The following is a 20,807-nucleotide window of genomic DNA, read 5'->3' as shown; positions in this document are numbered from 1 at the left end:
CAACAGGCGATTCTCGACGTGTCGCTGGATCAGGCAAGGCTCGAAGCCACGCCGGTCAATGAATACGTCGATCTGTATGTGATCTGAGCGCGCTGAAACCAGGCAGCCAGGCTACACCATCAGGCAACGACAGACAGCCCCGGCAAGCGACTTGCCGGGGCTGTCTTATTTTGCGTCGTCAGGGTTTGAACGAAACAATGCGCCTAGCCGCGCCCTTGCGGCAGATACGGCATTGGATCGATCGGCATGCCGTCGTGACGCAGCTCGAACAACACGGAGACACGTGTGTTGTTCTCGTTGCCCATTTCGGCAATCTGCTGTCCCTGATGCACGATGTCGCCCGTTTTGACGAGCAGCTTGCGGTTGTGCGAGTAAGCCGTCAGAAAGTCCTTGTTGTGCTGGACGATGATGAGACTGCCGTACTCGTTGAGCCCGGTGCCGGCATACATGACCTTGCCGTCGGCGGCCGCGCGCACGGGATCGCCGGCATTGCCCGCGATTTCGATACCCCGTGTTTCACCCGCCTGGAACGGCTCGACGACGACACCCTGCGCCGGCCACGCCAGCGCCACGCTCTTTGCGGCACGCCTGGTCTGCGCTGCCATCGCGCGTGAATCCGCGGAACTCGCCGGTGCGCGCGCAGCGACCGGATTGCCATTCGCATCGACAGTCGTGGTCACCGTCTGCTGCGTGACGATGCGCAGCACCTGCCCTTTCTTCACGTGCGCCGAAGCGTTCATCCGGTTCCAGGCCAGCAGATCCTTCACGCTGCAATTGTTCTTCTGCGCGATGCGAGCCAGTGTGTCACCGCGTTTGACCCGGTAGTGGACCGTTTTTGTCGTCGTGACGGTGCGGGTGGTAACCGCATCGCTTGCTGCCTGCTGCGCCTGCGCGGCTGCATCGGATGCCTGTGCGGCAGCTGCCGCGGCCTGCGCGCTCGCCGCCGCGTTATCCGCCGAAGCACCTTGCTGCCCGACGTTCGCACAACCGCTGATCGCCACGGCGACCCACAAACCGGCGAGACCCGTTTTTGTCCTGTCGAAGCGACTTCTCAACATGTTCGACTCCTGCGTCTTTCAGTAGCCACGCTTTTCGTACGTTGCGCAGAAGGCATGCATTCACGTAATGGCGTCTTATACGGACGGCACAATGGAAAACCCACATCGTTGAGTCCGCAACCAGCTTGCGCCGGTCCGCGCATGAAGCGGCCTTCTCATTCTCGCAACAGGGAAAGACTCCTCACACGAAAAGGGCCAGATTCACGATTAGATTTCACGCAGCATTGTAATGGTCGCTTCACAATCTGCGCGCTGTCCGAACAACTCGATACAAATGCTTACGAAGCGAATATTTCGACCGGCTGAAGTCGATATCGCCGCAACCTGGGCGCGAAAACGGACATCCGCCGGACGTGGGGTGCGATCGTGGCCCCGTGACTCGTCCAGCACGGCGCAACCGTTCAGGTCAGAAACCCGCACGGCGGCTGGCACGACCGCCTCTTTCTTAACGGCAGCATGCTCACGAACTTGAGGGAAAGCTTGAATACGCGCGGCTTTCAGCCGGGTTGCCACGCGATGCCGCTTGAGCCGCATCGCGCATGTTTCAACCGCACGCGCACCCGAACGCTTCGCGCATTGAGCGGTGCCTGCAGGGCTCGTTAAGCGATTTGCCCGGACCTGCTAACATCGGCGGGTTGTATCACGCGCTGAAACCGCAGTCGCGCCGGGGAATTTCCGTTATCAACCCGGCCGGTTTCATCGGCCCGGCAGCCGGTTCACGACTGCCTGCACAACCAGCTTTCCCCGCTTTTCGTGGCGCTTCGCGCCTTGCGCGCCATTCCGGCCGCGCAGGCAACGCACGCGATACCGGTTCTCCTTATTCAGCAAACCTCATGCTGGCAACCACGCATCTCGCGTGCGTCCCGCATGAGGTTGTTCTGGCAACACTTATGCAAACGTCACAGCACCGTCTCGTCGAGCTTGATTTCTTTCGTGGGCTCGTGCTGCTCATCATCGTGGTCGATCACATCGGCGGCAGCATCCTGTCGCGCTTCACGCTGCACGCCTGGGCGTTGTGCGACGCCGCGGAAGTGTTCGTGTTCCTCGGCGGGTTCGCCACCGCAACCGCGTATGCCGCGCTCGCCGAACGTCGCACCGATGCCATCGCCCGTAACCGCTTTCTCAAACGTTCGCTCGAGATTTACCGTGCGTTTCTCGTCACCGCGGGCCTGATGCTGCTCGTCAGCGCGATGATGGTCGCGTTCAGCGTCGACGCGCCGAACCTCGCCACGAACGATCTCGATGACCTGATCAACGCGCCGCTTGCGTCGCTCGGCGACATCCTGCTGTTCCGTCGTCAGCCATATCTGGCGTCGGTGCTGCCGATGTACGCGTTCTTCGCGCTGATGGTGCCCGTCGTGCTGCCGCTCGCGCGCGGCAAGCCGTGGCTGCTGCTCGCGGGTAGCGTCGCGCTGTGGGCCGGCGCGCCGCATCTGGCCGGCTGGCTGCCGGGCGTCGGAAACACACCGTGGGACTTCAACCCTCTCGCGTGGCAGCTGATGTTCGTAGTGGGCGTGATCGCGCGTTGCCAGCCGGTCTGGCAGCGCGTCGCCGCGTGTCGCTGGGGCTGGATCGTCACCCTGCTGGCCGCGGGGGTCGTCGGAGCGGCGGCGTACTACAAGCTCGCCATCGCAACGGCGCCACTCGCCCCGGGCTTCAAACAGAATCTCATGTGGCTGCGTGTGCTGAATTTTCTGGCGATCGCGTGGCTGGTCGCCACGCTCGTACGCTTCGGCTGGACCGGCAAGATCGCGCAAAGGCTGCCGTGGATCAGTCTGATCGGCCGCAAGGGCCTCGTGTGTTTCGTCGCGGGAACCGTGATTTCGCTCGTCGTCGATTCGCTGCTGTATCAGGCAACCGATGGCCTGCTCGACGTCCCGCTCGGCCTCGCCGCCGATGCGATCGCGGTCGTCTCGCTAATGCTCGTCGCGTGGGCGGCGGAGCCGGTTTCGCGGTTCATCGCGTCGTGCGCGAGCCGCCGGCCCGCTCGTGCGCGAGGCATCGCAAACCTCGCGCGCGCATCGGGCACGGCGCGAGCCAATCGATACGACTAGCGCGCCCAGTCGTTCCACAGCACCATCAGCACGGTCATCAACGCCGGGCCGATAAAGAGACCGAGCAGGCCGAACGTCTCCGCGCCGCCCAGAATGCCGAACAGCACGAGCAGAAACGGCAACCGTGTCGAGCCGCCAATCAGCACGGGCCGCACGAAATGCTCCGCGACGAACACGACGACGAAGCCGACCGCCGCCAGGCCGATCGCACCCGCGACCGAGCCTTGCACGAACAGCCAGAGCGCCGCGCAGCAGAACACGATGGGCGCGCAGAACGGCAACATCGCCGCGATGGCGGTCACGAGTCCAAGCAGCGCCGCGTGCGGCACGCCGACGATCGCATAGACGACTCCGAGCAGCACACCTTCGCCGAGCCCGACCACCACGAGGCCCGTTACCGTGCTGCGTACCGCGCCGGCCATGCGCTGGATCAGCCGCGCGCCTTCCGGGCCGAACGCGCGCCGCGCGCCCGTGAGCAGCGTATCCGACAGCTTCGGACCGGCCTGCAGGATCATGAAGAGCGTCACGAGCATGAAGCCGAACACGACGAGCACATGCGCCGCACGCGCGCCGAAATGCCGCCCGAAAGTCAGTACGGCCTCGCTGTGCAGGCCTTTCATCGCGGCCGAGCCGCGCAGCGGCTGTTCCAGATTCGTCTGCCACCAGCCCGTGATCTGGGCGACGCCGAACGGCAGATGGTTAACGAAGTCCGGCACCGGAACGCCGTTTTCCTGCGCGTCGCGAAACCATGCAAGGACATCGTGCGCCTCGTTGAGCGCCTGCGCGATACCAAGCCCGATCGGCAGCACCACCAGCAGCGAGACGGCCGCGGTGAACACGAACGCAATCACCGTCGTGCGGCCCTGGAACAGGGTGTGGCTTTCCATGCGCCTGAGCAGCGGCCAGAGCGCGATGGCGATCACGCTCGCCCAGACCACGGCAGGGATGAACGAACGCACGATCCACAGCGCTAGCAGCACGAGCGCTACGTACAGCACCTGCAGCCCGATTTTCTGGGCTTTCTGGCGACTGGATTGCGGGTCGGGCGATGCGGGCAGACGCTGGTTCATGAAGCCTCGATGCTGGGTTGAATAACGACGGACGATGCGGCCTGAGGGGAAAACGCCTCCGAAAGCGCGACGCACGAAGCGATCCCGCATCTTAAAGGATGCCCGGCGCGAGCCCGCCCGTCGACAGTGAAGCCGTCTCGACCGGCCACCAGACGCCGGCTGGATGTCGCGCCCGAAACAACACAGCGTTGCAAAAACATGCCATATCGCGTGAAACGGGGCGTCGTTCCGTCCCGCAAGGCGACCGTGGCACCATTGTTGCTAAACATGGAACGGTGTTTCAACGTATGCACAATGTTCTTCCCGCGCGCGCGGGACTACATTCGGGCACACCACACAACGGAGCCGACCATGCAGACCCTAGCGTCCTTACCTCTGAGCGGAACAGAAGGCGTGCACATCGAGATTCTCGAGCGCTCCGACACGACGCTGGTCATCCGCTGGGTCGAGCCGGGCCGCTGCCATTACGGCGAGCAGCGCTGGCGCCGCCGCTCGGCGCACACGTCGGGCACCTGCGCGCTGTCGCGCAGCAAGATCCGTCGCGGCGATGCCGTCTTCAAACCGGCTGAGCGCCCCGCGCCTTCGAACGCAGCGGCCATGATCTCCGCCGAAATCCTCGGCAACCTGCTCGACGCCTGATCCGGTTTCATCGCGCCCCTGGCGACGGCAGGCCGATCGCGCGGGCACGGTGCTTCGCCGGCGGCAGGTTCGCCAGCGACTGCGCCTCTACGAGCGCCTCGATGCGCGCCGCGATATCGGCGTCGAACGCGGCGGCCTTCGGGCCCGATGTATCGACGTGCAGCAGCATCTGCTCACCGGCAGCCACGGGCACATCACGAGCGTCGGTGAACATCTCCAGATAGATATGCAGCCGCTTCGTGTCGTGCGCGAGCACGCGCACATCGACGCGCACCGGCGCATCTTCCTTGATCTCGTGCAGATAGTTGACGTGCGCCTCGAGCGTATAGATCGACCGGGCGCGCGCCCGGCGCGTCGCGTCATCGAGTCCGATCCGCTCGATCAGCACGTCCGCCGCGTAACTGAAAAGCAGCAGATAGAACGCGTCGCGCAAATGGCCGTTGTAGTCCACCCATTCGGTGCGGACCCTGTCGCGATACACAACCAGCGGCGTTTCGTCGGGCATGGGATTTTCCTGTTCTGTTCCAGTCCGGGTCGCGATGAATCGCCCGTCAGCCACATCGTAAACGGTCGACGGCATGCGTTGCAGCGGGGCACGTCTTTTCTGCCATCCGGCGATGCCCGTACGCGCGCGCATCAACGGACGCCGGCGCCTCGCTCGCATTTGATAGCGCGCAAGGCGGGCGATTGCGGCGAGCGCCCGTGTGCGGTACCGTGAGACGGATCGCGCCGCCGGCTCACGCGCATCGCCGGCTTCACCGCACCGCATCATCCACGCAACGCCGTTTGGGACGGGACCATGGCAGAAAACGATCCGACGCTATCGATTGCTCCGCAACAATTCTCCACCGACGTCATGCTCGAAAAATACGCCAAGGGCGACGAGCAGACGGTCGACGACGTCTACCGGCGCGTCGCGCGCGGCGTGGCGATGGCGGAGCCGGAAGCGCTGCGTCCGGTGATCGAGGCACGCTTCGTCGACAACCTGCTGCACGGCGCGCTCGGCGCCGGCCGCATCATGAGCGCGGCGGGCAGCGGCCTCGCGGCCACGCTGATCAACTGCTTCGTGCAGCCGGTCGGCGATTCGATCCAGGGCGTCGACGACGAAGGTCTGCCCGGCATCTACGTCGCGCTGTTGCAGGCCGCCGAAACCATGCGGCGCGGCGGCGGCGTCGGCTATAACTTTTCCGCGATCCGTCCGCGCGGCGCGCGCGTTCACACCACCAGTTCCTCGGCATCCGGCCCATGCAGCTACATGGATGTGTTCGACGCGTCGTGCCGCACCGTCGAAAGTGCGGGCTCGCGGCGCGGCGCGCAGATGGCTGTGCTCGACTGCGATCACCCCGACCTCATCGAATTCATCGAAGCCAAGCATTCGAAGGGACGCTGGAACAATTTCAACGTGTCGGTCGCCGTGACGGACGCGTTCATGCGCGCGGTCGAAGCCAGCGCGCCGTGGCAACTCGTGCATCGCGCGGAGCCCTCGCCCGCGATGCGCGCGGCGAACGATCTGCGCCAGCGCGACGACGGCTACTGGATCTACGCCGAGAAACCCGCGCGCGAAATCTGGGACAAGATCATGCGCTCGACGTATGACGTCGCCGAACCGGGCGTCGTGTTCGTCTCGCGCATGAACGAGGACAACAACCTGCGGGCGATCGAAACGATCCGCGCCACCAACCCGTGCGGCGAGCAGCCGCTGCCGGCGTATGGCTGCTGCAATCTGGGGCCGCTCAATCTCACGCGTTTCGTTATCGATCCGTTTGCGCAGATGCACGGCGGCACGCCTTCGTTCGACTGGGAAGCGCTCGCGCACCGCACGCGCACGCAGGTGCGTTTTCTCGACGACGTGCTCGACGTCACGCTCTGGCCGCTCGACGAACAGCGCGACGAGGCCGCGGCGAAGCGGCGTATCGGCGTCGGCCTGACCGGTCTGGGCGACACGCTCGTGATGCTCGGTCTTCGTTACGACGCGCAGGAAGGCCGCGATTTCGCGGCCCGCGTCGCGCGGCTGATGCGTGACGAGGCGTATCGCGCGTCGGTCGAACTCGCACGCGAGCGCGGCGCGTTTCCGCTCTTCGACGCGGCCCGCTATCTGGAAGACGGCACCTTCGCGTCGCGCCTGCCCGACGACCTCAAGGACGCGATCCGTCGCCACGGCATCCGCAACAGCCACCTGCTTTCCATCGCGCCGACCGGCACGGTCAGCCTTGCGTTCGCGGACAACGCGTCGAACGGCATCGAGCCCGCGTTCTCGTGGACTTACACGCGCATGAAGATCATGGCCGACGGCAGCCGTCAGCAGTTCGCGGTCGAAGATCACGCGTGGCGTCTCTACCGCGAACTCGGCGGCGACGTCGGCACGCTGCCCGACTATTTCGTCAGCGCGCTGGAGATGTCCGCGCGCGACCATCTGGACATGATGGCGGCCGTGCAGCCCTTCGTCGATACGTCGATTTCGAAGACGGTGAACGTGCCCGCCGATTACCCGTTCGAGGATTTTGAGGGCCTCTATTTCGATGCGTGGAAAAGCGGGCTGAAAGGGCTCGCCACGTATCGTCCCAACGAGACGCTTGGTGCCGTGCTGAGTGTCACCCCCACCGGGACGGACACGCCCGACGAAGTGCCCGGCGCGGCGGATCTCGACCCGCTGCGCGTGACGCTCGATCATCGCCCGAGAGGCGAGCTGCCCGCCATCATCGAAAAGGTCGAGTACCTGACGCAGCTCGGCAAGAAGTCGCTGTACGTGGCGGTATCGTTCATCGAGGTCACCGGGCGCATTGCCGGCGAGGAAGTCACCATCGAGCGGCCGATCGAAATTTTCATCCCGGCCGGCCAGCGCGACGATTCGCAGCAATGGATCACAGCCACGATGCGTTCGCTGTCGCTCGCGGCGCGCGGCGGGTTCATCGCACGCAATCTGCAGGACATGCGCAAGGTCTCGTGGGATCGCGGCCAGGTGCGGCTCGGCGAAGTGCTGCGCCCCGACGGCCATCGTTCGCCGCGCTGGCACGATTCGGAAGTCGCGGCGCTCGGCTACGCGATCCAGCAGATCCTGCACCGTCGCGGTTTTCTGGACGCGGAAGGCAACCAGGTGCCGTCGCGCCTGCTCGCCCGCCTGCCACGCGGGCAGATGGTCGACACCACGCACGCGGCGATGGCGAATGCGCCGCGCCGCGAGCCCGGCGCGGATTCCGGCGCCGATGCCAGCATCACAGCCAGCGCACCCGCATCCGCGCCGGCCATGCTCGGCAGCAAGTGCGACTACTGCGGCGCGAACGCCGTCATCCGAAAGGACGGCTGCGATTTTTGTACCGCCTGCGGGGAAATTGGCGCGTGCGGGTAAGCGGATTTATCAGGAACCTCGCGCTGAATGGCGGTTTTCCCACAGACTGGATTTGCCAGACTGTCATCCTGTTCTCCTGGAAGTGTTGTGTTGGGAGATCGCCATGTCGGTATATGTTGATGAAGCGTTCCGGCCTTGCGTGACGGAGTGCGCAACGGTCGCCTTTCGCGTGTGTTTTGACGATCGCGCGCAGGTTTTCGAAGTGAGCGCCGAAGCGTTGATGACCTGGTGCGGCGCCGCCAGCCGGCGGCGCACCGACCTGCTCGTCGCGTTCGAAGGCGCGCTGTACGAAATCCTCAAGGTCGCGGAATACAAGAAGTCCTTCCAGCCAACCGAACCGGTCAGGCTGGGCCTCGACGAATTCAGGACCGTCCTGCACTAATTGACGCATGCAGCTTCGCGACTGGCTCCATCGGGGCCCGTCGCTTTCGCATTGTCCGTTTTGCTCGTTTACGATATATTTTGCTCGATTGTGATTGATTCATGGATCGGGGCAACCGGGCAAAGCGGAGCAAGAACATGCAGCGAACACGGCAGGATGCGATCGAAGGGCTTCTTCCCGACGAGCGGGAGCGGCTGATTCTGGCGCGGCTTCAGGCGCAGGGCCGGGTACTCGCCGCCGAGCTCGCGGCCGAGCTTCAGACTTCCGAGCACACCGTGCGGCGGCATCTGCGCGATCTCGCCAGCGCCGGTCACTGCAAGCGGGTCTATGGCGGCGCCATCCTGATCTCGCCGGCGGGCGTCGCCGCGTCGGTTCGCATGCGCGAAGGCGTCGAGCGCAAGGCGAGCCTCGCGCGGGTCGCGGCGTCGATCGTCCGGCCGAAGCAGATCGTTTTTCTCGACGCGGGGTCGACCAACGTCGCGATCGCGCAGGCACTGCCGGACAACGCGGATCTGACCGTCATCACCAATTCACCGGAAGCCTGCATGCGCATGCAGGAGCGGCCCGGCTTCGACGTGATTCTCATCGGCGGGCGTGTCGGCCGGCGCACCGCAGGCGCGACCGGCGCGACCGCCCTGCTGCAGGTCCAGCAGATCCATGCCGATCTGTGTTTTCTCGGCGCCTGCGCGCTCGACCCGACGGAAGGCATCGCGGCCTTCGAAGCCGGGGAAGCCGAACTCAAACGGGCGATGGTGAAGGCGAGCGGCCAGGTCGCGATCGCGATGACCTCGGAGAAGCTGATGACCGCCGCGCCGTACGTCGTAGCACCTGCATCGGCGGTCGACTTTCTGATCGTCGAGGCAGATCTTCCGGCCGCGCGTATGGCGAGTCTCCAGGCGGCTTTCGATACCGTGATGGTGGCCGCATCATGAAACCCGTCAACGAACGTATTGCGACGCTGGCGGTGTTTCTCGCCAACGGCTTCGGGATTGGCGCGTGGGCCGTCGAAGTCCCGCGCATCAAGGAGAGTCTCGCACTCGGCGATGCCGCGCTCGGCATTGCGCTCTTCGCGTTCGCGCTCGGCGCGATCGTCGCGATGCCGCTCGCCGGCCGGCTCGCGCCGCGCCTTGGCAGCGGCCGCGCGACCGCCTTGCTCGGCGCTGCGTTTGTCGTCGCGCTGCCGCTTCCGGCGCTGATGCCCAACCTCGCGGCGCTGTGTTTCGTGCTCCTTATGCTGGGAGCGGCGAACGGCGCGCTCGATGTATCGATGAACGGACACGCCAGTTCGATCGAAACGCAATGGAGCGCGCCGATCATGTCCTCGTTCCATGCGGCGTGGAGCGCAGGCGGCCTGCTCGGCGCCGCGAGCGGCGGGATGCTCCAGAAAGTCGGCGTCGGCGTCGTGGGCGGTCTTGCGCTGCCCGACCTGTTCATCGCTGTGCTCGTGCTGGGCGCCGCCGTGTTCGCGCTGCGCGATGTCGGACCGCGTGCGAGCGCGCCCGCCGGCGGATTTGCGTTGCCTGGCGCCGGCGTCATGAAGCTCGCCGCGCTGGCGTTCCTGTGCATGATGGTCGAGGGTGCGGTGGCCGACTGGAGCGCCGTATTCCTGCGCTCTGAGCTGGCTGGAGAGGCCAGCACGGCCGCGCTCGGGTATTCCGCGTTCGCATTGTCGATGGCGGCCTGCCGGGTGATCGGCGACGTGTCGGTCCACCGTTTCGGGCCGGCGAGAGTGGTCGCGACGGGCGGTCTGATCGCGGCAGCCGGACTCGCACTGGTGCTGGGCATGCCGAACATCCTGACCGCGTGCGCCGGCTTCGCGATGGTCGGCGTGGGGCTGGCCAACATCGTCCCGGTTATTTTCAGCGCGGCGGGACGTTCGACGTCGACACCAGCCATCGGCGTGTCAATGGCGGCCACGACAGGTTACGCGGGCTTTCTGATCGGGCCGCCGCTGATCGGCTTCGGCGCGGGCGTATTCGGCCTGCGGCTCGCGCTCGGCGTGCTCGTGATCGCCGCGCTGGTGGTCTGCTTCGTCGGTGGCCGGGCCGTGGGCGGCACGCGGATCGCGGCCGGTGCGAACCAGCTTTAGCGGGCGGATGCCGGGCACGGGCAGTGCGGCCTCCGGAAGATCGCATCGGGCTCGACGGCAGCCGGCTTCCGGCCACACCGCGCGTCGCTATCTGACAGAACGTTCGACAGAATTCTCGGCAGGAAGGAAAAGGCCGGATTGACGGCAGAATTATCTCAGGTCATCTTTCTGTCGCCGGCATGTAAAACTGGCCCGGCAGAATCCCGCACATAACCAGAAAATGCGCAAAACGGGGTATGAGGGTGACCATAAAATACAGGGTGCTGTTTCTCTGTCGGGACAACGCGTCCCGCAGCATCATGGCGGAGGCACTGCTACGCGAACTGGCAGGCGACCGGTTCGAGGCATTCAGCGCGGGCGCAACGCCTGCCGCGAAGGTGCACTCGCTGGCTATTGCACAACTGCGGCCAGGCGTGTCCGACCTGGCTGTTCTCAGTCCCAAAAGCTGGCACGAATTCACTGGCGCCTGGGCGCCACGGATGGATCTTGTCATCGCGATGGACGATTGCGTCGATGGATTCCATGCGCCGGCGTTCCCGGGTGAACCGCGCTCGATCCGCTGGAATTTCGCCGATCCGCTCGCGCAGGACATAACGGAATCCGGGCGCTCGCGTGCCTTCGAAAAAGTGTTCTGGCAGATCGTGCGCTGCGTCAGTGTGTTCATGACGTCGCCGCTCGACGCCTCGCCAGCGTCGGGATTTGCGACGACCGCCGCACCGGTCTCCGGCGCGGACGAGATGATGTGCGCGGGTTAGCCCGGCGCGCGCCGCGTTATGCGGCGCGTCGGGTGAAATGCTTTTCCGCTCTACTTGATTAACCGCAAGCCGGCCGACTTGGCTGCTTTCGCGTCGAACGTCGCCGTGTACTCACAGTGCGCATCGTGGCAAACACGCTCGATCAGGCAGTCCGCGAAATCGGCCTTCGATGAAGTGAAGACGCGAAGGGATTTCCAGACTGTTCCGGCAGCTTCGACGCTCAACTCTTTGGTTCGAAGAAGACCCTCAACCACCTTTGCAATCTGGTCACGATCCGCCGCGTACAAGCTGGAGAGAACCCACACGACTTCGACCAGGGCAACCTGCGTAACGTAACCGGGCTCGTCAGCCGTCAGCGATTCGATCAGCGCAGTCGCCTTCGGCGACTGCGCTGAGTCATCCTGGGCGATGTAGCGGACTAGTACGTTTGTATCGAGTCCAATCATTAAGCACCAGCTCCGCGCGCGGCGATGGCGGCATTCATATCTTCAACGGACACAGGCCTGGCAGGCTTCCCTACAAGTCCCTTGAGTGATTCCACGGATTTTGTCGCGGGCACCAGCTCGTAACGACCAGTGGCATCGTTTAGAACGAATTCGATTCTGTCGCCAGTTCCCAACCCCAAATCGCTCCGAACGCCGACCGGGATCGTGACCTGGCCCTTCGACGTGATTGTCGCGGATGCCATGACATTCCCCTTGATTTAACTATTCCTTACTTTAAGGTAAGGCAAAAAGAAAATCAAGCTCTGGATGCGTTTTTTCATCTCCCTGTCAAGCTATATCGGCCGCTCCCGAGGTATTCAACCGTCTCGCCCTCGAAGTTGACCCGTCGTTTGACGCTCAGCTCGAACGCGCTGCCTTTCTGCGTGAAGATAAGTTGCGCAAGCTGACCTCTACACGACGCGCGGCAGATGGCGAAATTTTGCGGGGGCCAGGACTTTGGCGCGTTTGGGTTGACAGGCGTACTCAACACCATGTCAGACCGCAAAGACCGAATTGTCCATGGACACGATCGCTGCACTTCATAAGTGCCAAAAAATCAACAATTCAAGACTATGGTCTCTTTTCGAGTCGAGGCTGACTGCATACGCTCCTGCCGGGACAAAACTGTCAGTCAATGGCCCGCGTTGTACGCCCAGGTTCCCTCGACATCGATCTGCGTCTTGACGGAATTCGCCAGATAGCATGCTTCGTGTGCGGCGTGATGCAACTGATGCAGCATATCGTCGGTGGGCATTTTTTCGCCGGTAAACGTGACGAGCGGTTTCAGCACCACGCGCGTCATGACTTCCTTGCCTTCATCGTTTTTCGCCATCGTGCCTTCTGCTTCATCCCGATACGTGGCGACCGCATATCCCTGTTGTGCCGCGATCGACAGAAACCACAGCATGTGGCAGCTCGACAGCGCGGCCACATAGGCCTCTTCCGGATCGACAGCGGCGGAATCCGAAAACGGCACGCGCACGACATGCGGCGAACTCGACGCAGGTACGACCGCACCGCCGTCGAACGTCCAGCGATGCGCGCGGCTATAGCGATTGTCGGTAAATGTGCTGCCATTACCGTTCCATTCGACGACTGCTGTATGCAATGCCATGTGAGCAATTCCCAAGGTCAGAAAACCGGAGCAACGAAAACGATCAGATCGGCGTGAGTACCGGTTCGCCCGCGAAATGGCGCGTGGCGTTGTCGATGAAATTGCGCACCGTCGCCGCAACCGATTCCGGCGAAGTCCCGCCGACGTGCGGCGTCAGCACGACGTTCGGCAATGCGATCAGCGCCTCCGGCGGATGCGGCTCGCCTTCGTAGACATCGAGCCCGGCGCCGGCAATCGCGCCCGCCTTCAGCGCCACCGCCAGCGCGGCCGTATCGACCACGCTTCCGCGCGACACGTTGACAAGAAAGCCCGTCGGCCCGAGCGCGTCGAGCACGGTCTTGTCGATCAGATGATGGGTCGACGCGCCGCCCGGCGTCGTCACGACGAGGTAGTCGCTCCATCGCGCGAGCGACAGCACGCTGTCGAAGTAACGGCTCGTCGCGCCTTCACGCGGTTTGCGGTTGTGATAACCGGTTTCGAGATCGAAGCCGGCCGCGCGCCGCGCGACCTTCTCGCCGATGTTGCCGAGACCGACGATGCCAAGCCGCTTGCCGGACACGGTCAGACGCATTGGCAACACGTCGCGCCACACGCCGTCGCGGGTGGCGCGATCGCGCCGCGGCACGTCGCGCACGACCGCGAGCAGCAGCGCGAACGCGTGATCGGCGACGCAGTTATCGTTGGCCCCCGCGCCGTTCACCGTCACGATGCCGCGTGCGCGCGCATGATCGAGCGCGATGTTTTCGTATCCGGCGCCAAGCGCACTGACGAATTCGAGTTGTCCGAGCCGGTCGATTTCGGCGGCGGTGAGCCCCGTCGTGCCATTGGTCAGCACGGCCCGGATCGCGTCGCCGTGACGGGCGATCGTCTCGGTGCGTTGCATCGGTGTGGGTGCGTGGATGAGATCGAACGATGCGGAGATGTCCGCGAGACTGTCCCCGTCAAGAGGAATCAGGACCAGCAAGGAAGGCTTCATGACCCGGCGGGAATTCTGGTTGAGAAACGCTGGTTGAGAAGGCTGTGGCAGTCGAAGTATATCTGCGTCATCGCATATGGGCATCACCCGCCCTGGCAATGATCTGCACAAAGGTCGCCGACACCGCCGCCGCGTTGCAGGATCTGCTGCGACGCACGGCAGTTCGTGCCGCGCGACTGGACTCGCGCTCGAAGGCGACACTCAACACGAAGCGCCACGCCAGAGGCATCGCCGCCCGGCATCTATTACGACGGTTCGGCGTCCGGTTTTTCTTCCCCCTTCTGCGCCGGAGAGGCTGCCGGCGCTTCGCGCCCGGCTGCGGCAGACGCGTCGATATCGATGCGCCAGCAAAACTAGCGGCCTGTCAACGAGCCGTGTGCTCGTGTCACCGTACGCGGCAACTCGACCGTGAAAACCGTATCGCCCTCTTCGTCTGATCGCACACCGACCTCGCCGCCGTGCATATGGACAATCTCGCGCACGATATGCAGGCCCAGTCCGAGCCCTTCCCGCGGACGGCCGCCCACGCCTTTCGCGCCAAATGCCTTGAACAGATTCGGAAAGATGTCCGCCGGAATAATGCCCTGGTTCGTCACGCTCAGTCCGACCCGACCCGGCGCGGTCACGTCGACCCGCACCGTGATGGCGCCGCCGCGTTCGCCGTGATGCAGCGCGTTGCCGACGAGGTTCGAGATCGCCTGCGACAACAGATCGGCGTCCCAGTTACCCGTCGAGTCACCGTGGCTCGTGAAGGCGATACGCCCACCGCCTTCGCGTGTGGCGAATTCATCGATGATCGATTTGCACAGCATCGCCAGTTCCACCGGACGCGTCTCCAGCTGCAGCCGCCCGCCCTGCAGACGCGCGAGGTTGAGCAACTGATCCACCATGCGCGCCATGCGCAGTGAACTGCTCTTGATGCGGATGGCCGTGCCCGAAACCTGCTCATCGGTTGTCGTGCGCATCAGCAGTTCGGCGGAAGCCAGCACGGCGCCAAGCGGCGTGCGCAAATCGTGGCTCAACACCGCCATCAGCATTTCATTGGCTTCGAGCATCTGCTGCGTCGTCGCCAGCTGTGCAGCGAGCTGCCGCTTCTGTCGTTCGAGCTGGACGAACACATCCGCTTTCGATTGCAGGATGCGCGGATCGAACGGCTTGTAGAGAAAGTCCACCGCGCCCGCTTCATAGCCGCGAAACGTGCGCGACGCATCCTCGGCGGTGGCGGTCAGGAAGATGATCGGCACATGCGAGGTGCGCGGACTGCCGCGCATCAAGGCGGCCAGTTCGAAGCCGTTCATGCCGGGCATGTTGACGTCGAGAATCGCCAGCGCGACGTCGTGCTTGAGCAGCAGATCGAGCGCGGCGGTGCCCGAATCCGCCACCAGCAGGATCACCTCCGGGCTCGCGAGCGAGGCCTCGAGCGCGGTGAGATTGTGCGCGACGTCGTCGACGATCAGGATGTTGACAGGTAGATTCGCCATGGCAGCGGGTCGATAGTCAGTGAACGGCCGGCAGTCTGGCGAGACGCCGGGCCATGATTGGCGGGGAAAGCACTTCATCCACCACGCCGCGTTCGATCGCGGCGCGCGGCATTTCGGGCGACGCCGCGGTTTCCGGCGTTTGTACCCAGGCGAGACCGCCCATTGCGCGCACCGTCGCGAGACCGTGCACGCCGTCGTCGTTGGCCCCGGACAACAGGATGCCGAGCAGGCGCTCCCGGTACACCCACGCAGCGGATTCGAACAGCACATCGATCGAGGGCCGCGAATGGCGCACGGCTGCTTCGGTCGACAGGGCCACGGTGCGGTCATTCTCGACCAGCATGTGATAGCCCGGCGGCGCGACATGGATGCGGCCGGCGAGAATCCGCTCGCCGGCGTCGGGCTCGATCACCGGCAACGCGCTGCGATAGCTGAACGTCTGCACGAGATAGCTGGGCACATCGGGCACCAGGTGCATCACGATCATCACGGCGGGCGCGAAGCTGCCGGGCAGCGCGGCGAGCAGTTCCCTCAACACCTCGACGCCGCCCGCCGACGCGCCGATCGCCACCATGTCGAAGGTGTGCGAACGCGTCGATGCAACCTGTCGTCCGGAAGATTGACGATTGGCGTACATGGGACTTCCGTCAACCAACTGGGAATGCTGGCATGGTCGTGGCACCCGGCTATCCTTAACGTTTCTGATAGATGCGTTCACGCTCGCGAAACGCGTCGAACGCTTCATGCTGGTCCGAAAAACGCAGCGTCTCCTTGCTGCCGAGGCCCAGAAACCCGCGCCGCACGAGGGCCCGCTCGAACAGTCCCACCGCGCGGTTTTGCAGCACGCGGTCAAAATAGATCAACACGTTACGGCACGAAACCAGATGCGCTTCGAGAAAGACCTCGTCGGTCGCGAGGCTGTGATCCGCAAACACCACCCGGTCCCGCAGCGAACTGGCAAAACGCGCGCCGCCGTACGCCGCGTGGTAATAGTCGGACAGCGACGCCCGGCCGCCGGCAGCGAGGTAGTTCTGCGTGAAGCCGGCGATCCGGTCCAGCGCATAGATGCCGGCCTCGGCGCGCGCAAGCGCGTCAGGGTCGATATCCGTCGCGTAGAACAGCGTGCGCTCGGTGAGGCCTTCCTCGTCGAAGAGAATCTTGAGCGACCATAATTCCTCGCCGGTGCTGCAACCGGCCACCCAGACCTTGATTGAAGGATAGGTGCGCAAAAGTGGCAGCACATGTTCGCGTAGCGCCAGAAAATACGCCGGATCGCGGAACATGTCACTAACCTGCACCGTCAGGTATCTGAAGAGCCGCGAAAAGTCGGCGCTGTCGCGCATGATCCTGTCCTGCAACTGCGACAGCGTGGCAAGCCCGAATTCGTCGAGCGCGTGCAACATCCTGCGCCGCAGCGACGACATCGAATAATGCCGGAAATCGTGCTGGTACTTGAGGTACACCGCCTCGAGCAGCAGCTTGAGTTCGATATCGAAGTCGCTGATGCGCTCGGGGCGGACTGCGGAAATGGAATGGCTCATCGTCGTCGCTCCCGTGCGCCTACCGCTGCCTGAGCCAGACGCGGCATAGCGAAACGAGCTTGTCGACGTCGATCGGCTTCGAGATGTAATCGTCGGCACCGGCTTCGAGGCAGCGCAGCCGGTCGTTCGCCATTGCCTTGGCGGTCAGCGCGATGATGGGCAGATGCGCGAAGCGGATGTTGCGGCGGATTTCGGCCATTGCCGTCAGGCCGTCCATCTCCGGCATCATGATGTCCATCAGCACGAGATCCACCTCCGGGCCGCTCGCCAGCGCATCGAGCACCTCGCGTCCGTTGCGTGCGATCAGCAGCTTCGCGCCAAGCGGCTCGATCACATGCGAGAGCGCGAAGATATTGCGCACGTCGTCTTCGGCCAGCAGGATGGTCCGCCCTTCGAACGCGTTGTCGCGCTGCCGCACCGTGCGCAGCATGCGCTGCTGCTCCGGCGCGAGCGACGACTCGACGCTGTGCAGGAACAGCGTGACCTCGTCGAGCAGGCGCTCGGGCGATCTGGCGCCCTTGATGATGATCGATTTCGAATAGCGCCGCAGACGGTGCTCGTCTTCGCTCGACAGCGTGCGCCCCGTATACACGATGACCGGCAGCGCAAAATGCGAAGCGTTGGCGGCCAGCCGTTCGAGCAGGTCGTAGCCGGTGCCGTCCGGTAGCGCGAGATCGGTCACCACGCAGTCGAAAACGGTGTTCGACAGTTGCGCGAATGCATCCGCGAGGGTCCCCACCGTCACGATTTCCGTGTTCTCGCCTTGCAGCAGTGCGCGGATGCTCTCGCGCATCGGCGTGTCGTCCTCGATCACCAGCACGCGTTTCAGGCGCTGTTGCAGCCGTGCTTCGAGGCGCCGGATCGCCGCTTCCAGCGTGGTGCGCGCGGTCGGCTTGAGCGTGTAGCCGATCGCGCCCAGATGCAGCGCCTTGTCCGCATGATCGGTAGCGGAGACGATATGGATCGGAATATGGCGCGTGAGCGGATCGTTCTTCAGCCATTCGAGCACGGTCAGCCCCGAATGGTCCGGCAGGCCGACGTCGAGCAGCACCGCCGCCGGGTGCATCTCGCGCACCAGTTCGAGGCCGCTCGCGGCATCGGTGGCATGGACGAAATCGAAATCGAGTTCGTGCGTCAGGTCGCGCAGGATTTCGGCGAATGCAGGCTCGTCCTCGATCGCGAGAATCAGCCGGTTGCCGCGGGTGCGATGCTCGCGGTCGTCGTCGATCGGCTCGCCGTTTTCCTCCGCGAGCGTGCCGGACGGTTCCGGCCGCCGCGCGAGCTGAGTGGCGTCTGGCGCGACAGTATCCGGCTGCCGCACGGCGGCGCCCATGCTTGCGTCGGGGACAAGGGGGCCAATGGCGGGTGCCGTTCCCGCCGCGTTCGGCTCGTTCGCCCTGGCCAGCGCGGCCGTTGCGTCGAGCGGTAGCCAGAGCGTGAAGACGCTGCCCTTGCCCACCTCGCTCGCCACGCTGATCCTGCCGCCGAGGAGCAGCGCGAACTTGCGCGAAATGGACAGCCCAAGCCCGCTGCCGCCATATTGACGGCTGGTGGAACCGTCGGCCTGCTGAAAGGCCTCGAAAATCAGTTCGAGCTTGTCCGCCGCAATGCCGATGCCCGAATCGCGCACGTCGAGGCGCAGCATGCCGGCCTCGGCGGGCGACACGCCAAGCGACACCTCGCCGCGCCCGGTGAACTTCAACGCATTCGACAGCAGATTGCGCAGGATCTGCAGCACGCGCTGGCTGTCCGTCACGATCGTGTCCGGCACGCCGGGCACGCGCTCGAGGGTCAGACGCAACTGCTTTGCCGCAGCCATCGGCGCGAACATTTCCTCCAGCGCCTGCAGTGTGGCGTCGATCGAAACGGTTTCGGCCTCGACGCTGACCTGGCCCGCCTCGACCTTCGACAGATCGAGGATATCGTTGATCAATACCAGCAGATCGCTGTTGGACGCGTGAATCGTCTGCGCATAGCGCACCTGCTCCTCGGTCAGGTTGCCGCCACGATTCTGCTGCAGCAGCTTCGCGAGAATCAGCGAGCTGTTGAGCGGTGTGCGAAGTTCGTGCGACATGTTCGCGAGGAACTCGGATTTGTAGCGGCTCGACTGTTCAAGGTTCGCCGCGTTCGCCGCCAGTTCGTCCTGCACGCGCAGCAGATCCGCCTTCTGCTGCTCCAGCCGCTGCGCGTACTCCTCCAGTTGCACGTTGGTCTGTTCCAGCTCGGCCTGCTGCGTTTCGAGCCGCGTTTGCGATTCCACCAGCGCCCGGCCGCGCTCCTCGAGCCCTTCGTTGGAGACGCGCAATTCCTCCTGCTGGACCTGCAATTCCTCGTTTAACTGCTGCGTTTCGACGAGCGCGTCCTGCAAGCGCTCGCGATAGAGCGCCGCTTCGACGAAGTCGCCCATGCTGCCGGCAACCAGTTGCAGGAATTCCTGATCGCGCGCGACGAGCGGCCGGATAAAACCGAGTTCGACGACCCCGTTGACCACGCCATCGCTTTCGACAGGCATCAGGATCAGATTTCTGGGCGGGCTCATGCCAAGGCCCGACACCACTTTCACGTAGTCGTCGGGAACCTCGCGCAACACCACCGGCCGGCGCGTGAAGACCGCCTGCCCGACGAGACTCTCGGCATCGTGAAAAGAACTTGTAGCCTGTTCGCTTTCCTGACTAAAGCCGTAGGTGGCGATGCGGCGCAGCGTGTTGTCGCGCCTGTCGCGCACATAGAGTGCCGCCACCGCGGCGTCCAGATATTGGGCAAGGAAGTCCAGCATGGCCCCGCCCACGAGCGCCGGCGTCGCCTGGCCGACGACTTTCTCGCCAAGCAGGCGCTGCCCCGAACGCAGCCAGACCTGTTGCTCCAGCACCTCGTTCTTTCCGGCCTGATCCTGCAGAATGCCGTCGTAAGTGCCCGACAGGCTCAGCAACTCGCGCCGCCCCAGCCATGCGAGCAGGCCGCTCGCGATCAGACTGAACGCGAGGAAAGTGCCTACCATGATCGCCGTCACGCGCCGCGCCGCCTCCGTGCGTTCCTGGCGCAGGCGCAATTCGATGTCGAGGAAATCGCCGAACTCGCGGCGCGTCTCGTCGAATTCGATCTTGCCGCGGCCGCTCGCGACATCCTTCACGTAATCCAGATTGCGACGCCGCAGATCGATCATCTCCTGTGCGTATCCGTCCCAGCGCGCCTGGATGGCCTGAATCCGTTTGAGCCGGTCGACCTGCGTCGGATTGTCGGAGACGAGGCTCATCAACGATACGATCTCGGTGCGAAAGCGCGCATCGCCCACTTCATAGGGCGCGAGAAAACTCTCGTCGCCGGAGATCAGAAAACCGCGCAGGGACGATTCGCGATCCACCGCCAGCCGCAACATTTCATTGGCCTCGCCGATAACGCGTTCCGAATGCTCGGCCCAGCTCATGGTCGAGACCAGATAAGCGATGAGCGCGACGAACACCGCGGCGGTCAGAAGACCGATCGCTAGAGGTAGCGCGATATTTCGTCGAATGATGCGGCGGAAACTGTTCTGATCGACAGCGTCAAGGACGGTCATTTTTTCTGTATTCGACTGGTCAGTTTGCGTGAACCGGCAATTTCGACTGCCGTGGATGCGTCTCCGTATCGCCGCGAGCGGCTGCACAGGTTCCCCGCACGTGCGGCCCGTCTGGCGAACGCCGTATCATACAATCACCTCGCGTTTACATGTACCGCCTGTGCCATGCCAGGCGGGCCAGAACACCCAAGCTGCCACGCTCAACGCGGATTGCGACGGCCAGCGGGACAGTGCCGCAAGCCGCGTGCCCTGATTTCCTTT

At 64.2% G+C, this 20,807-nt stretch carries 19 protein-coding genes; 7 read left to right on the top strand and 12 right to left on the bottom strand.

Annotated elements, in window-relative coordinates; all coding sequences use genetic code 11:
- Positions 1-203: 203 nt before the first annotated feature.
- Together LPA37_RS10125 and LPA37_RS10120 are read right to left on the bottom strand one after the other, a co-directional pair.
- Positions 204-1,058, bottom strand: a complete 855-nt coding sequence (locus tag LPA37_RS10125) for a peptidoglycan DD-metalloendopeptidase family protein (RefSeq protein ID WP_229012464.1) — start codon at positions 1,056-1,058, stop codon at positions 204-206.
- A gap of 207 nt (positions 1,059-1,265) precedes the next feature.
- Positions 1,266-1,571 (bottom strand): hypothetical protein, encoded by a 306-nt coding sequence (locus LPA37_RS10120; protein ID WP_229012463.1) that lies wholly within the window; start codon positions 1,569-1,571, stop codon positions 1,266-1,268.
- A 377-nt stretch (positions 1,572-1,948) separates the two neighbouring features.
- Here LPA37_RS10120 and LPA37_RS10115 point away from each other — a divergent pair, with 377 nt between their 5' ends.
- Positions 1,949-3,112 (top strand): OpgC domain-containing protein, encoded by a 1,164-nt coding sequence (locus LPA37_RS10115; protein ID WP_229012462.1) that lies wholly within the window; start codon positions 1,949-1,951, stop codon positions 3,110-3,112.
- Here LPA37_RS10115 and LPA37_RS10110 read toward each other — a convergent pair.
- Entirely contained in the window at positions 3,109-4,182 is a 1,074-nt protein-coding gene (locus LPA37_RS10110; protein ID WP_229012461.1) for an AI-2E family transporter, read from the bottom strand. The two genes, LPA37_RS10115 and LPA37_RS10110, sit on opposite strands and share 4 nt — an antisense overlap.
- A 351-nt stretch (positions 4,183-4,533) precedes the next feature.
- Here LPA37_RS10110 and LPA37_RS10105 point away from each other — a divergent pair, with 351 nt between their 5' ends.
- The gene (locus tag LPA37_RS10105; protein ID WP_228976499.1) at positions 4,534-4,821 is read left to right on the top strand and encodes a DUF3331 domain-containing protein; all 288 of its coding nucleotides are present in this window, start codon (positions 4,534-4,536) and stop codon (positions 4,819-4,821) included.
- Positions 4,822-4,828: 7 nt separating this feature from the next.
- On the opposite strand, the gene LPA37_RS10100 is transcribed toward LPA37_RS10105, so the two are convergent.
- Positions 4,829-5,326 carry a thioesterase family protein gene (locus LPA37_RS10100; protein ID WP_229012460.1) on the bottom strand — a complete coding sequence of 166 codons (498 nt, stop codon included), beginning with the start codon at positions 5,324-5,326 and terminating at the stop codon, positions 4,829-4,831.
- A gap of 294 nt (positions 5,327-5,620) precedes the next feature.
- Between LPA37_RS10100 and LPA37_RS10095 the strand changes: the two genes are divergently transcribed.
- The 5 genes from LPA37_RS10095 to LPA37_RS10075 all read left to right on the top strand — a co-directional run bounded on the left by LPA37_RS10095 (position 5,621) and on the right by LPA37_RS10075 (position 11,393).
- On the top strand, positions 5,621-8,167 hold the full coding sequence (locus LPA37_RS10095) for an adenosylcobalamin-dependent ribonucleoside-diphosphate reductase (RefSeq protein ID WP_229012459.1): 2,547 nt from the start codon (positions 5,621-5,623) through the stop codon (positions 8,165-8,167).
- Positions 8,168-8,270: 103 nt separating this feature from the next.
- Complete coding sequence (locus LPA37_RS10090) at positions 8,271-8,549, top strand: hypothetical protein (protein ID WP_228981839.1); 279 nt, start codon at positions 8,271-8,273, stop codon at positions 8,547-8,549.
- A 137-nt stretch (positions 8,550-8,686) separates the two neighbouring features.
- Positions 8,687-9,481: a DeoR/GlpR family DNA-binding transcription regulator gene (locus tag LPA37_RS10085; protein ID WP_229012458.1), complete on the top strand. Its 795-nt coding sequence runs from the start codon at positions 8,687-8,689 to the stop codon at positions 9,479-9,481.
- Positions 9,478-10,638 carry an MFS transporter gene (locus LPA37_RS10080; protein WP_229012457.1) on the top strand — a complete coding sequence of 387 codons (1,161 nt, stop codon included), beginning with the start codon at positions 9,478-9,480 and terminating at the stop codon, positions 10,636-10,638. Before LPA37_RS10085 ends, LPA37_RS10080 begins: the two co-directional genes overlap by 4 nt.
- Before the next feature lie 242 nt (positions 10,639-10,880).
- A complete protein-coding gene (locus LPA37_RS10075) occupies positions 10,881-11,393 on the top strand; it encodes an arsenate reductase/protein-tyrosine-phosphatase family protein (protein WP_267478163.1) in 513 nt (170 codons plus the stop codon).
- Between the two features lie 50 nt (positions 11,394-11,443).
- Here LPA37_RS10075 and LPA37_RS10070 read toward each other — a convergent pair whose 3' ends face one another.
- The 8 genes from LPA37_RS10070 to LPA37_RS10035 form a co-directional block, all read right to left on the bottom strand.
- Complete coding sequence (locus LPA37_RS10070; RefSeq protein WP_228981832.1) at positions 11,444-11,839, bottom strand: PIN domain-containing protein; 396 nt, start codon at positions 11,837-11,839, stop codon at positions 11,444-11,446.
- Positions 11,839-12,081: an AbrB/MazE/SpoVT family DNA-binding domain-containing protein gene (locus tag LPA37_RS10065; protein WP_228981830.1), complete on the bottom strand. Its 243-nt coding sequence runs from the start codon at positions 12,079-12,081 to the stop codon at positions 11,839-11,841. The genes LPA37_RS10070 and LPA37_RS10065 overlap by 1 nt, the downstream gene beginning before the upstream one ends.
- A 428-nt stretch (positions 12,082-12,509) precedes the next feature.
- Positions 12,510-12,992: an OsmC family protein gene (locus LPA37_RS10060; RefSeq protein ID WP_229012455.1), complete on the bottom strand. Its 483-nt coding sequence runs from the start codon at positions 12,990-12,992 to the stop codon at positions 12,510-12,512.
- A 43-nt stretch (positions 12,993-13,035) separates the two neighbouring features.
- Positions 13,036-13,968, bottom strand: coding sequence for a 2-hydroxyacid dehydrogenase (locus tag LPA37_RS10055; protein WP_229012454.1), 933 nt, complete (start codon positions 13,966-13,968; stop codon positions 13,036-13,038).
- A 353-nt stretch (positions 13,969-14,321) separates the two neighbouring features.
- The gene (locus LPA37_RS10050; protein ID WP_228981824.1) at positions 14,322-15,449 is read right to left on the bottom strand and encodes a hybrid sensor histidine kinase/response regulator; all 1,128 of its coding nucleotides are present in this window, start codon (positions 15,447-15,449) and stop codon (positions 14,322-14,324) included.
- Between the two features lie 16 nt (positions 15,450-15,465).
- Positions 15,466-16,023 (bottom strand): chemotaxis protein CheB, encoded by a 558-nt coding sequence (locus LPA37_RS10045; RefSeq protein WP_407672509.1) that lies wholly within the window; start codon positions 16,021-16,023, stop codon positions 15,466-15,468.
- A gap of 118 nt (positions 16,024-16,141) precedes the next feature.
- Positions 16,142-16,990, bottom strand: a complete 849-nt coding sequence (locus LPA37_RS10040; protein ID WP_228981821.1) for a CheR family methyltransferase — start codon at positions 16,988-16,990, stop codon at positions 16,142-16,144.
- 19 nt (positions 16,991-17,009) lie between these two features.
- The gene (locus tag LPA37_RS10035; protein WP_229012453.1) at positions 17,010-20,546 is read right to left on the bottom strand and encodes a response regulator; all 3,537 of its coding nucleotides are present in this window, start codon (positions 20,544-20,546) and stop codon (positions 17,010-17,012) included.
- Positions 20,547-20,807: the final 261 nt, after the last annotated feature.

This window comes from Paraburkholderia gardini (assembly GCF_907164545.1).
GTDB classification, from domain to species: Bacteria; Pseudomonadota; Gammaproteobacteria; order Burkholderiales; family Burkholderiaceae; genus Paraburkholderia; species Paraburkholderia gardini.
Note: the sequence above shows the minus strand (reverse complement) of the source record. Positions and strands in the feature narration are given on the sequence as shown.